This is a genomic window from Brevibacillus sp. FIR094 (genome assembly GCF_050477165.1).
GTDB lineage: Bacteria > Bacillota > Bacilli > Brevibacillales > Brevibacillaceae > Brevibacillus.
On sequence record NZ_JBEAES010000020.1, the window covers coordinates 101,838 to 114,505 of the forward strand.

A 12,668-nucleotide genomic window follows, 5' to 3' on the forward strand; every position below is an offset into this window, starting at 1 on the left:
TAATTTGGATAGTAGATAACAACAGTAGTGAAGTTATGATTGCCCATCAAAACACTCCTGATGACTTAGATCTTACTTATTATCAATTAAATGAAAACAATTCGAAAAAAGTATATAACTTATTTAAAAAGATTATATAATAGAAAAAGTCATGAGCGAATTAGCCCATGACTTTTTCTATTATATATATTCAGGGAAGATTTTACATCTCTTTTCCTGTTCTATATCATGTCCAAAGAAAACAATTGGATTCTTTTTACTAACAACTTCTTTTAAACGTTTTATTGATGATAAAGCCAATTCTGAATCAAGTACCCTGAATGGAACTTCATCTTCAAAATTCTCTTTCGTATACGATGCATCAATCGTTAATAACACTGGACCAGAGTTCTCTGTTTCAATGAATAGTGACTGATGCCCTGGAGAATGTCCCGGTGTATGCAATAATTGAACACCTGGTACAACTTCATAATCCCCTTCAATGATTTTATAGTTCAAATTCTTCGGTAGTATATAGTCTTCGCTGTGAAGTGCTGCCTCATATTCAGCACGCTGCACAATAATCGGTGTATTTGTAAAAACACCATTCCCTCCCGCATGATCAAAGTGCAAGTGAGAACTAATAACATAAAGAAGGTCTTCCGGGTTATATCCTGCACGTTTTAAAATAGTTACGATTCTATCTTCTTCAGTCATTTTCGGGTAAACTTGCCCTTCAATAGCTGTACCGTCAAATAAATTTTCATTATTAACCGCAATTTCTGGCATACCTGTATCTACTAAAATTGGTCCTTCTTCTGTCTCCAATAAATAACACCATACTGGTAAGTTTATTAAATTCCCCGGTGTGAGTGTACTATTAACAGAAGACTGATCTAAAATACAACGACCAGCTGGCATGAAATAAAGCTTTTTTACCGTCATTATGTTTCCACCTTTACATTTAGTTTCGAATAAAACAATACGAAAGTTTTCATGGTTTCAACGATTTAGATTTTACCTACAGTTATCTACGTTGTGAAGTACTTACTTTTTTGTTCCTATATTACTAAAAGGTGCCTTCTTCACAACGTAGGTAGCTTTAATGTACTATTTATTGCTATGAGTATTTGTATATTAGCGGGGGGCATCCTAGCTGTAATGATGAATACAGATGATTTACCCAAGCCTGAACATCAAGGTAAATTGACATTTAAATTTGATGATTTATTTGAACGTCGTGCACTTCCGGTATCGGCTATTGCTAGTTTAGTAGCTTTTTCATATGCGAGTGCTTTGGCGGTGTACGATTCTGTTATGGACCTATGCGAGCGGTATGAAAATCCGGATGATGAGACATTTGAACGAACTGTTTTGGTCTACTCCTATTCACTAACGGAAGAACAGGTAACGCCCTGGAACAATAGATATATGGGCATTCGAGAGCTCGAGGAGCTATGCGAAGCGGGTGAGTTGTATTTAAAAGAACACGGATACGAAATATAGCAGGTATCATCCCTTTCAAGTAAAAAATCTAGTTAAACTCAAACAGGGTCGTACGAGGCATCCATTTTATGGCTTATGGGTGGCCTGTGTTTTGTCAGGTGGAATTCCCTGGTCGGATCATCAATAATCCTTGGTGAATTTCCAGTTGATACAGTAACTTTTGGTGCATCAGGAAAAAAGGAGCGAAAAGATACTCTCTCCCCGCCCCGTCCATTTTTCTTTCCCCAAACTCACAAATTCATCAAACCCCGAAACGCTTTCATTTTCCCTCTGCTAACAGGAATATCCGTCTGGCTGTCATCATTCATCTTAATCAAATACGTATTATTAAACCAAGGAATAATTTCTTTAATATGCTTCACGTTCAAAATATAGTTCCGATGACTTCGAAAGAAAGTACGGGACCGGTTCAAAATCTCCTCCAGCTCATTTAAGGACAAGTCACACTTGTCGATACTCTCTTTTGTCGCAACATATAAATCTTTCTCCCGCACAAACGCAAAGTAAATCTGCCCTACAGGGATCGGGATGATCTTGTTGGCCTTCCGGATGCAGACATGCTCTTCCATCGGGGGAACTGTTGCGGTGCGGTCATTCATGGCCGATCGATTCCTCAGTGTCCTCACTTTTTGGATCACATCATCCAATTTCGATTCCATGATCGGTTTGGTCAAATATCCCACAGCGAGCGTGGAAAAAGCCTCCAGAGCGTGCTCATGATAGGCAGTCGAAAAAACGATCAATGGGGGATTGGACATCTGATTCAATGTTTTGGCAAATTCAAGCCCATTCATTCCGGGCATCTGAATATCTAGCAGAAGCAAATCAGGCTGGGAATTGATAAGATGAGGCAAAGCTTCCAAGGGATTGGTATAGATTGCGTCCACATGGATATCAATATATTTTTTCAGCAAATATTCCATTTCAGAACAAATGGCTGGCTCGTCATCAATGATGAACGTTTTCAGGAGCATCTGGATGCACTTCCTTTTCAAATACGGATAACGGAGCGACAAAGGATACTACTGTTCCCAAACCAGGCTTGCTTTGAATCGTGAGGCCATATTTTTTGCCATAAATGGATCGAAGCCGTGAATGGACATTGACAAGGCCGATCCCTTCCTGTTGGCTGTTCCAGATATCGGCCAAACGCTCTTCACTGATTCCAACTCCATTGTCTTCAATGCTAATTTTTACTTCATGGTCATACGGTTCTACTCGAATCGTGAGCAGGCAGTCGCTGATTTTTGGAAAAAGTCCATGGTGGATGGCATTTTCCACGATCGGCTGTAAAGTTAGGACAGGCAATTTGCGCCCCAGCAGAGATTCGTCGATCTCCATGTTCACCTTTAGTCGGTTGCCAAATCTGACCTTCTCGATTTCCAAATACGACTTGATTCCGTCCAGTTCTTCCTGCAAACTGTGATGATTTCCCTTGCTTTTCAAATTGCGCCTGAAGATGTCACTTAAATGACCGATCAAGTTTCTCGCCTGATCAGGGTCTGTACGACAATAGGACATAATCGTCCCCAAGGTGTTGAACAGAAAATGCGGATTGATTTGTGCTTGCAGGGCGCTCACTTCAGCCTGCTTCCGCATTTTCGCTTGATGCTCGATCTCCGCCAGTTCAATTTGGACTGACAGCAGCTTAGCGAGGCCGTCCACTAATTTCTCGTTGGTCTGGGACGTCTTGGAGGAAGAGGTTTTATAGTAGAATTGCAACGTCCCGATTTTCTGGTTTTGATGATACAACGATGCAGCGCTGATCGATTTTAGGCGAGGCGGACGCGGAAGAGTAGAATCTTTGTCGCACCATACCCCTGTAGGCTGGGTCAAAACAGCCTCCGCTACTTGAGCGCACAGCGTCTCTTTCTGCAAATGATTCTCCAGTTCATGGCCTTTTACGCTGAGCAGCTTTTCGCGGTCGGTAATAGCGACTGCATCCACTCTGGCCATTTCACGGATTAATTCAGCGGCTTTTTTCGCAGAATGTTCATTTAGGCCCGTCCGCAGATGAGGCAACGTCTGGCTTGCAATCGACAAGGCCAGGTCTGCCCCCAATGCGCCGGACTGGTCTTGCATCATTTTGAGATTTTGGAAAACGCGCGTGAAGAGCAGTAGTCCCGCAATGGTCATGATTGTGGTCGGGATTGCGATTTTTACTTCCAGTTCGAGTGCTGCAGAAAAAGGCTTGGCCATGAGAAGCACCAAAACTTTTTGAATGAGCTCGGCTGCAACACCAATCAGTACGATATGCTGCCATTTCAGTCGCAGCATATTCATTTTCGTACTTACGATCCCGGCCAAGTAGCCGTTCATGACGGTCGAGATGGCACAGGCGAATGCGGTAAATCCGCCTAGCGAATAGCGATGAATACCTCCGATAAGGCCGGCAAAAAAACCGACGACAGGCCCCCCGATCAACCCGCCCGCGACGGCACCGACAATGCGCGTATTGGCGAGTGCGTCATCGACCCGTAGCCCATTCTCCGTTCCGATGACCGACAGGAACCCGAACAGCGTAGAGAGGATCAAGATCCGCATCCAGTTGTTTTTCCCGTACATGATGTTCCGAAAGTAATCCAGTTGGCCGATGATAAGGGCGATGACTGCGATTACAGAGATGTTTTCAAGCAGTCCCAGAAGCATAGTGATTGTCATAACAGCCGCCTCCCTATGAAAAAGGGTAGCCCGATCCGGTCGAAAAATCAATGTAACTCAACTGGGTTTTTCGGCAGCTCGGATGCCGTTTTTGCACATCTGGAAGTATTCAGTAGATTCTAGCAAAACAAACAACTTAGAATAAGAACAGTTCTTCGAGAATCCATTCGGGTAAATATGTAAACCCTTTCAAAGCAAGCGATGCCCCTGCATTTTTGAGAAGAGTATTGTTTCATTTGAAAGCGGTTAAACTATCCCAATTGCGAATGGATTCGGGTCAATCATAAGGAGGGGGCAGCAATGAAGTCATCGAGTGATCGTGAAAATACGCGGCGAATCACAAGCAACATCTTTAAAGGTTCACTGGGGAACCTGATTGAATGGTACGACTGGTATGTCTATGCAGCTTTTGCGGTGTATTTCTCATCTCAGTTTTTTCCAAAGGGCGACGCTACTAGCCAGTTGCTGAATACGGCCGCTGTTTTTGCTATCGGATTTTTAATGAGACCGATCGGAAGCTTGCTCCTAGGCCGATACGCTGACCGTCACGGGCGCCGTGCCGCGCTGACGCTGTCTGTTACTATCATGGCAGGTGGTTCTCTGGTGATTGCAGTAACACCAAACTATGAAACCATCGGCGTGTTTGCCCCTATCATTCTCGTTCTTGCCCGCCTGCTCCAAGGTCTTTCGCTTGGCGGGGAATACGGAACATCTGCCACGTACCTGTCCGAGATGGCGACGAGTGGTCGCCGAGGGTTCTATTCTAGCTTCCAGTACGTCACGCTGATCAGTGGACAATTGCTGGCATTGGGTGTGCAAATTATCCTGCAGCAAATACTCCCGGAAGAAGCGATGATGGCATGGGGCTGGAGAATTCCGTTCATCATCGGAGCATTTGGGGCAGTAGCTGTGTTGTGGCTGCGTCGCAGTATGGATGAGTCAGAGCAGTATACCAAAATGGAGTCGAAAAACAAGGAGAAGGCGGGTACGCTTCGAGAGTTGATGAAGCATCCGAAGGCGGTGCTGGCAGTTGTCGGTCTTACGCTCGGGGGAACGATCGCCTTTAACACCTACACGACCTATTTGCAAAAATTCATGGTGATTACGGTAGGAATGCCGAAAGAGGTAGTTAGCTGGATTAACTTTACCGCATTGCTCGTATTCGTCGTCTTGCAGCCTCTTGCCGGTATGCTGTCCGACCGAATTGGACGGCGACCGTTACTGATTGGTTTCGGTGTTCTTGGAACATTGTGGACCGTACCGATGTTCTTGCTCCTGGAACAAACGACTAGCCCATATATGGCTTTCTTGTTGATGCTGTCTGGCCTTATCATTGTTACCGGCTATACGTCCATCAACGCAATCGTGAAAGCCGAGATGTTTCCCACCGCCATTCGCGCTCTTGGTGTAGGCTTCCCGTATGGCGTGACTGTTGCGATCTTTGGAGGAACAGCGGAATTCATCGCACTATGGTTTAAAAGTATCGGGAACGAGTCTCTCTTCTATTACTATGTAGCAGCTTGTATTGCCATAAGCCTCCTCGTTTACTGGCGCATGGATGAGTCATCGAAAAACTCTAAGATCGAAGCTGAGCTGAATACTGCAAAGGACTAGATGGATGAATATAGGGGCTACGAAAAACGGCAGAGATGCCGTTTTTTTGCATGTACCGAACTGGAAAGATTGCATTTCAAAATTCCAGCTTTATTAATGAGCAAAAACTCACTCAAAAAACGCGGTCCCTTAATGCCTAGGACATCGCGGATACAGCTGGCATCAGTATCGGACATTTGTATCGACATTACAAATAAAGAAACTGTTGGCTGCATGTTCGGACGGTACTGCGCATTCGGTAAAACTAAATCCAAAAGAGCTACGAAAGCATCTGGGAGTTAATAAAGACACCCTCGCCAGACTCTTTTTGAAAGGCTGTTTTCTCAAAGATTGTTGCTGTTAAAACAAAAAAGCAGATTTAATCTACAAAACGTGTAGAATAAATTCTGCCTTTTTGTTTTGAATTCATGAATCGAAATTTTAACAAAGAGTCGTACTTTCATTTTAATTAACATTACTTATTTGATTTTCTCAGCCAACTCTAAAATAATTCCCTCTGGACCACGAACGTAGCATAATTTATAACTTTCTTCATATTGCTGTATCTCACTAAAGATTTCCGTACCCTTCTTTTTCAATTTGGCAACAACAGCTTCAATATCTTCAACAGTAAATGCAATATGTCGGATACCCAGTGTATTTGCAAGGGATTGCTGAATATCTTTTTCATCTGACGGCGTATAAAATTTGATTAGCTCTTTCCATGTCTGACCGTCTGGCGTTCCCAATCCTACACACGCTACTTTAACGTCATTAAGCCCAACTGCATATCCCATCAAGTCTCCTTCCATTTCCCATTCCCCTTTCACCTCAAGTCCAAAATCGAGAAAAAACTCTTTAGCGGCAGAGAGATTATTTACGATTACTCCCACATGATCTATTCTTTGGATCTTCAAATTTCATACCTCCTATGTTCCTGTTAGTTTGCAATATCCGGTATTCAAATTCTAGTATTAACAAAGGGACGATTAATATAATAATAACAGTGAAGAAAAGAATCATTTAACTAATTTTGTATGAAATTATATTGCTGGCAGATCCCTCGCCCGTTACATGTTCAATCGATTTTGTCGGAACGGCTCCCGAATTCAGAGGGCAGGGAGCGGCAATGATGATTCTCCGTCAAATTCTTGAAAATACCCCGTATGAACAATTTCTCATCGAAGAAGTAGCAGATACGAATATTCCCGCTATGAAGCTATACAAGAAATTAGGGTTCCAAGAATACGACCGGAAGCCTGTACCTTTAAAGAGAGCTGAAAAAATCGGAATCAATCATTTTATATTGTTGAAATACGAAAATCGCTCAAGTGATAGATGATCCTCTGAGCGATTGTTCGTATTTCCGCGGACTATATTGAATTGCTCGAAGCATTAGACGAATATCCGGGTCCCGTGATACTAAGTGGTTACGATAATGATTTATACAACGGGGCGCATCAGAACAGAAGTTATCTGGATCAATTCAGTGGCAGCTGATCAAGTGGGGCGGCAGACAATCTTCTCGCTGTCCAGGATATAGCGGATGGATACAAAATGTAGTGTAGTGCTTATCCAAAAATCCGTAAGGATTTTGAGCAACAATCCACTCGAATATTCTTGGTTTTTGACTCATTTTCTGTGTTTTTAAGCACTGACAGGTGCTTTTAAAAACAAAAAAATGAGACCCTTTTTCGCTTATTAATCAAAAAAAGTTAATTTAACTATTTCATCATCTTGGAAATTGAGCATATAATAAATTCATCAAAAAAATTGATAAATGAGGTTATATTCGATGAACGACTTGAAGGGCTAGTGACAGGGTAGCTGCTCTAGACCGCAAAGTAATCGTAACGATCCGTGACATGGCCGCCAGTACGCGATTGGTGAAAGTGTACTCGTAAGGAACTGCCTCCTCTGGTGTGCTTCCAATGATCTCGGCGATTTCGTTCTTGTGAAAAACAAAAAGGCGCGATTTCTCGCGCCCTGTACGTGCTTGATTATTTATACTTCAGTGGTGATTGCGCCCCTGCGGGTATGACCCCGTTCTTATCTTCAATCATTGTTATTATTTCTTTATGATACCAGCTTAACAAATTAGCAGTTACTGTAAGTGATCCACTTAAAGCAGCATGGAGTAAAGCAATATCATCTTCAGCTCCACTTTTCTTCGCTTTCTCTAATATGTCAGGCAATTGATTAACCGTCGTTTCTAACAAACTACTTAATTTTAGCTGTAGCTTTGTATCAAAATCCATATTGTTCCTCCCTCGATGAAATGAAGATTTCCCCTTATATAAATTAATGTCTGTACTCGTTGCTTTTTAAAGTGTTTTGTAATACTCAATGACTAATTGAAAAGTGGTTGGGTAAGCCTTACCCAATTGTTTTATAGCCATCATGTCTGCCAACATTTCTCTTGATCTGTTATTAAGTAATATCACAAATTTTCTTTGATTACCCTGATTTAACATATTCAATGTTTTATCTGGCAAAGTAATGTTGGTAATTTGATCTTCTTTTACTTGGATATTACTGTTTACCAATATAACTTTTCCAAATTCATCAATCATTATCATATCTACCATTGTTGAATAAGGTAATGAAGCTAAAGTAAGCGTGCTTGGCTGTTTATTTGATAATAATCTTCCCTCATTTAAAACCAGTTTTATTTTGTTATTAGTGGGATCGTACCAACTAGGAACAGGGAAATAACTAATTCCTTTTTTGTTCAACAGACTACTGTTAATATTCACCTGGCTATTAACCATACTTTGTGGTATTGCTTCGTCAACATTATTCAAAACTAAATATCTTAACAAGCCTAGATTAGCCCCATTATAAAAATCAGGGTTTTCATGCTTTAAAGGGAAAATCGTTAACTCTTCTTCTCCTTGAGGATCCCACTTGATTTCAATAGGCAAAACTAATGTGGAGTTTGCAGGATAGGTGATGTTTAATGAGGAGTACCACTCAACATCGTTTTCTAAACGTACTAAAGCACTGCTATTCCCTTGTAAAGCAATAAATGTAACCTTATTTGATTTATCAGTGGTGTCAATTACGTATTTGCCTTTAATTATTGTTGACTTGTCATCATTTATATAGTATTTGAAAGATTCGTCATCAGACAAAGAGTATTCTTTTTTCATTTCGCTAACCAACTCAAATGAGTGCGAAGAAGTATATTGGGATGCTGAAAATTCAGGTGAGTCAGACAACAAAAGGTGCTGACCTTTACGTACAGAAGCTTCCTCTGGTAGCACAATTCTAGTTTTAACTTCGTTAATGCTCTCCTGCTTTATATTAATCGCGGAATTCTCAAGAGTAATTACACTTGCTATTAATGCTATGAATATAAGAAAGCCAAAAAACAATAATTTAGTCCTATTCTGGTTGATCATAACTAAAATCACTCCATAGGTGTCAATCTAACGTTTAGGATGATAGGTACACCCTAAACGTTAGAAATTCATTACCTTTATTATTTCACTCTTGTCGTATCTGAAGTTTTTCTCTCGTATAACGACATTTCATATGCCGCTGTATGGAAAGAGATTCCCCTGTACGTACCGGGATCAACATTGTGTTTGCCAGCAATGGACTGAGCTGTACCGTATCCAACTGACATATCCTTATCCCCCTCATCAATTAATTCGCCTTCTTCCTCCTTAAAAATTTCTTTCCACAGCGTTGCTGTTGCAGAAGTTACAACCGTCAACTTTTCACCTGAAGTTGAAGCAGTAGTATACACATAGCGACCGCCTTCAGTATCAATAGTTGTATTTCCTGTTGCAATATCAGTAAATCTTAAACCTTTTGCAGACACTTTGTTAGACTTGGACTCGGAAGTATCATCTGTGCTAGAAGGCAAATTCGTGGAATAAGTGATCGAAGGAGAATAGCTTTCAATTAATGCTTGATTTTTCTCGATTATCTTCTGAGCTGCTGTTGAATTTTGTTCACTAGATGCGTGTGCAATTTGGTTTACACTAAGCCCGATTAATAAAGTAGCGCCAAGTAAGATTTTTGACGTTTTATTTTCCAAAATTTCAACACTCTTTCCATATTTAGGTATTTTACTAACAAATAGAATATATCATCAGTTTGAAAATCTATCAATAGATAGGAAGTACCGGAGCGTCGACCACCCAAGCCGTGCGTGATGAAATCGGAGCCCGTATAAAGAAATTTGTGGAGACAGGAGAGTAACTTTCTCCGCACGCAAGATGTAACTATCTAATGTACGAGGCATGAAAAGTCCCCTTCTTGCGAAAGGGGATTTTCTCTATACTCTGAATACCCTCCTACTGGAGGGAAGCGGTTGTAATCATAAAGCTGTTAAAACTCCGCCTCTAATTTATTGTACTTTTGATCATATACATCTTCCTCTGCATCCAGCCAGAAGTGATATGATTCACCTACAACAATCGCTTCTTTCATAGTGTCCACAGAGCTATTAGCTGTAGTGTTTTTATTTGAATTTTCCATAACAATCACTTCCTTGCAACGAGATATTCTTAGTTATGCCTCTCTGTATGTTCTTTCAACAGTCAAATGTATTGATATGTACAATAGTGGAATCAACAGCTAATCAATCTCATGCCCATTGTCATCAATTTTTTCGTCATAGCCGCCTGCAAGTATCATTGCTTCTTCCTCGAATGGCTCAATATCAACCTCTTCAGCTTTATTGTTGTATTCGTCAGCCCAAGGAATACCACACGCAAGTGCGTGCTTTCTGGGATCATAACGCATACCGGATTTAAGAATGCTGTAAATAATTTTAGCAACCTTCCCGCACATATGTCCTATCGCTTTTCTCTTTGCCATTTGACGTTCGACCAGACGCACGTAGTAGGATGCAAATACATTTGGGCCAGATCTTTGAGAAATTAGCACCAGGGCCATTTGAAACAATACCCTACGGGAATCCCGAACCCCACTGTTAGTTTGATGTGTACCTTTAACAGAGGTTCCTGATTGTTTATTTTCTGCCGAAACGCCAAGATACTTTTTAAATTCTTTATAGGTACTAAAGCGTTCAATATCACCAATGACACCAATCAACGTACAGGCCCATCCATCACCCATAACTGGGAGGGAGTAAAGTAGTTGTGTATACGGATGGGGAGACGTACCTTTTTCAGGGTTCCCATGTAATAGATTTCGAATATTCTCGTCAATATTTCGTAAGCTTTCTTCTAATCTAAGCGCTTCGTGTATAAGCCAATTTTGTCTATCTGTAATATGGCTTACTTGAATGGCGACAGAATGGGGGAGAACGGAAGCCAATGTATTTGCTGCCTTCTTAGCAATTGGCTTAGCACCACATTTAATAATGGCTTGTCGCAGCTCCTCTTCTGATAAATGTTTCATATCTAATGCAGTTGGATACATCTGAGCCAAGCGTAAAACAGAGGGACTACCTAACTTTTTAAATGCACGCTTCAGATCCGGGTGAGTGATTTGGAATAGTTGTTGGACTTGATTTTTCCGACGTGTCAATGTGGTAGTCAGAAGCCAACGATCCCGCATTAAGGTACGTACAATAGACTGGGACATTGAGGCAGGACTTGCCAAACGTACCGATTTCATATCAGGATGAAGCGATTTGTGCCATCCCATATAAGCCATAATTCTAGCATCGATCGCATCTGATTTTTCCTGAATCCCTAGAGTTTCCTCACGGAACCTTTTTACGGCAGAATTTTCGACCATGTGTAATGAATAACCTTCGGTTATGAGTACCTGTTGGAGTAAAAATGAATAATGACCACCTGTTGGCTCCATCAGCATAAAAAAGTCTGCTGGTTTTAGCCCTAGTTGTTCTTGAATCGCCCGGAGTGCGCCCAAAAAATCAGAAATACCAACACTATCCGCATTGAATTTCATTGTTTTAGCCCTTTTCCATTTCCCGTCACGAAAATGTTCAGGTATGATGCAGGAAGCCACATGAAAATCGGCTCCAATATCGATTCCTGCATAAATGGGGTAAAACAGTCTTTCTTCTGTTTTTGTATGGACTTCATCATGTACAACAATGAATTGCGTCAAAAGGTTTTCATTCATTTAAGTTTTCTCCCTGTATATTCTAGCAGTATATATATACCTGACTATCCAAGTTACTGTGAGAGCTGTTTGCCCAATGTAGCATGTTAGAATTATAGCGCCAGGTTATGATCCCCATATTTTGTCCAGAGGTCTATGTCTATGTGACATAGCCCCAAACACTCAAAGAGTTTCAACTGCTATTCAAATAGATTAAGATTTAATTCTTTAATCTAGTCTTTATACAGATGCAACATTTGGAATAAAATTCCTGCTTTTAATAAAAATAACCCGTCAGGTGACGGGTTATCGTATCTTTTTTAATATGTGCAGCGCCGATAAAGGTGGAGTGCCCCACTTTAATCTCAGAGGTCTAGATTAACCAGCCCCAATCCAATTGTGGTAGGAAAACCGTAAAAGGTCACTGCACAGGTTATTCATTCTCTAACACTCAAGGTTATTCCTGCTTTAATACCAATGTCCCCAAACTATCATCTAAAGCTTATAAAATAACCCACGTTTCATACAGAGGTACAATGGCGATATATTTATTCTGCTCACAGTACCATCTTTCCTCCTATAAAAAATAAAACAATGTTCTCAAATGCTCATCAGAACTTTGTCCATAGAGGAAAGCCCACATTTTGTAGAGAGATACATTGTTATAAAAGATATTCTCGAAAAATTACCGATTACCTCTCTCAATTAGCCATTTCGTGAGAAATTGCTGCGGACACATCCCACGTGTAATTATAGCGATATATCAAAATAGAAATTCTCACACAAGTATGTAAAAATATATATAAGAAAGAACTTTCGCGTATTAAACTGTCCCCTTTGTAAAGGACACTTTTAAAAAAGTCTAGGCAACGTTAAGA

Annotated in this window: 12 protein-coding genes; 3 read left to right on the plus strand and 9 right to left on the minus strand. The window is 40.9% G+C overall.

Annotated features, from left to right (window positions below; translation table 11 throughout):
- Positions 1-180: 180 nt before the first annotated feature.
- Positions 181-924 (minus strand): quorum-quenching N-acyl homoserine lactonase AiiA, encoded by a 744-nt coding sequence (gene aiiA, locus ACQ5DJ_RS18770; protein WP_429843799.1) that lies wholly within the window; start codon positions 922-924, stop codon positions 181-183.
- Positions 925-1,140: 216 nt separating this feature from the next.
- Between aiiA and ACQ5DJ_RS18775 the strand changes: the two genes are divergently transcribed.
- Entirely contained in the window at positions 1,141-1,485 is a 345-nt protein-coding gene (locus ACQ5DJ_RS18775) for a hypothetical protein (RefSeq protein ID WP_429843800.1), read from the plus strand.
- 230 nt (positions 1,486-1,715) lie between these two features.
- Here ACQ5DJ_RS18775 and ACQ5DJ_RS18780 read toward each other — a convergent pair whose 3' ends face one another.
- Complete coding sequence (locus tag ACQ5DJ_RS18780) at positions 1,716-2,459, minus strand: LytR/AlgR family response regulator transcription factor (protein ID WP_429843801.1); 744 nt, start codon at positions 2,457-2,459, stop codon at positions 1,716-1,718.
- Entirely contained in the window at positions 2,434-4,146 is a 1,713-nt protein-coding gene (locus ACQ5DJ_RS18785; protein WP_429843802.1) for a LytS/YhcK type 5TM receptor domain-containing protein, read from the minus strand. The genes ACQ5DJ_RS18780 and ACQ5DJ_RS18785 overlap by 26 nt, the downstream gene beginning before the upstream one ends.
- A 300-nt stretch (positions 4,147-4,446) precedes the next feature.
- Between ACQ5DJ_RS18785 and ACQ5DJ_RS18790 the strand changes: the two genes are divergently transcribed.
- Positions 4,447-5,760, plus strand: coding sequence for an MFS transporter (locus ACQ5DJ_RS18790; protein ID WP_429843803.1), 1,314 nt, complete (start codon positions 4,447-4,449; stop codon positions 5,758-5,760).
- A 458-nt stretch (positions 5,761-6,218) separates the two neighbouring features.
- On the opposite strand, the gene ACQ5DJ_RS18795 is transcribed toward ACQ5DJ_RS18790, so the two are convergent.
- Positions 6,219-6,656: a VOC family protein gene (locus ACQ5DJ_RS18795; RefSeq protein ID WP_429843804.1), complete on the minus strand. Its 438-nt coding sequence runs from the start codon at positions 6,654-6,656 to the stop codon at positions 6,219-6,221.
- A 131-nt stretch (positions 6,657-6,787) separates the two neighbouring features.
- Between ACQ5DJ_RS18795 and ACQ5DJ_RS18800 the strand changes: the two genes are divergently transcribed.
- Complete coding sequence (locus ACQ5DJ_RS18800) at positions 6,788-7,081, plus strand: GNAT family N-acetyltransferase (protein WP_429843811.1); 294 nt, start codon at positions 6,788-6,790, stop codon at positions 7,079-7,081.
- A gap of 658 nt (positions 7,082-7,739) precedes the next feature.
- Here the strand turns inward: ACQ5DJ_RS18800 and ACQ5DJ_RS18805 are convergent.
- The 5 genes from ACQ5DJ_RS18805 to ACQ5DJ_RS18825 all read right to left on the minus strand — a co-directional run bounded on the left by ACQ5DJ_RS18805 (position 7,740) and on the right by ACQ5DJ_RS18825 (position 11,811).
- Entirely contained in the window at positions 7,740-7,997 is a 258-nt protein-coding gene (locus ACQ5DJ_RS18805; RefSeq protein ID WP_429843805.1) for a hypothetical protein, read from the minus strand.
- A 66-nt stretch (positions 7,998-8,063) separates the two neighbouring features.
- Positions 8,064-9,143, minus strand: a complete 1,080-nt coding sequence (locus ACQ5DJ_RS18810) for a hypothetical protein (protein WP_429843806.1) — start codon at positions 9,141-9,143, stop codon at positions 8,064-8,066.
- An 80-nt stretch (positions 9,144-9,223) separates the two neighbouring features.
- Positions 9,224-9,787 (minus strand): hypothetical protein, encoded by a 564-nt coding sequence (locus ACQ5DJ_RS18815; RefSeq protein ID WP_429843807.1) that lies wholly within the window; start codon positions 9,785-9,787, stop codon positions 9,224-9,226.
- Between the two features lie 293 nt (positions 9,788-10,080).
- On the minus strand, positions 10,081-10,230 hold the full coding sequence (locus ACQ5DJ_RS18820) for a hypothetical protein (protein ID WP_429843808.1): 150 nt from the start codon (positions 10,228-10,230) through the stop codon (positions 10,081-10,083).
- 99 nt (positions 10,231-10,329) lie between these two features.
- Positions 10,330-11,811: an IS110 family transposase gene (locus tag ACQ5DJ_RS18825; protein WP_429843809.1), complete on the minus strand. Its 1,482-nt coding sequence runs from the start codon at positions 11,809-11,811 to the stop codon at positions 10,330-10,332.
- Positions 11,812-12,668: the final 857 nt, after the last annotated feature.

Excerpts from the sequence above, each read along its gene's own strand:
- ACQ5DJ_RS18810 (WP_429843806.1), bottom strand. The coding sequence starts at position 9,143 with ATGATCAACCAGAATAGGACTAAATTATTGTTTTTTGGCTTTCTTATA.
- ACQ5DJ_RS18775 (WP_429843800.1), top strand. The coding sequence starts at position 1,141 with ATGATGAATACAGATGATTTACCCAAGCCTGAACATCAAGGTAAATTG.
- ACQ5DJ_RS18785 (WP_429843802.1), bottom strand. The coding sequence starts at position 4,146 with ATGACAATCACTATGCTTCTGGGACTGCTTGAAAACATCTCTGTAATC.
- ACQ5DJ_RS18790 (WP_429843803.1), top strand. The coding sequence starts at position 4,447 with ATGAAGTCATCGAGTGATCGTGAAAATACGCGGCGAATCACAAGCAAC.
- ACQ5DJ_RS18820 (WP_429843808.1), bottom strand. The coding sequence starts at position 10,230 with ATGGAAAATTCAAATAAAAACACTACAGCTAATAGCTCTGTGGACACT.
- ACQ5DJ_RS18780 (WP_429843801.1), bottom strand. The coding sequence starts at position 2,459 with ATGCTCCTGAAAACGTTCATCATTGATGACGAGCCAGCCATTTGTTCT.
- ACQ5DJ_RS18805 (WP_429843805.1), bottom strand. The coding sequence starts at position 7,997 with ATGGATTTTGATACAAAGCTACAGCTAAAATTAAGTAGTTTGTTAGAA.
- aiiA (WP_429843799.1), bottom strand. The coding sequence starts at position 924 with ATGACGGTAAAAAAGCTTTATTTCATGCCAGCTGGTCGTTGTATTTTA.
- ACQ5DJ_RS18825 (WP_429843809.1), bottom strand. The coding sequence starts at position 11,811 with ATGAATGAAAACCTTTTGACGCAATTCATTGTTGTACATGATGAAGTC.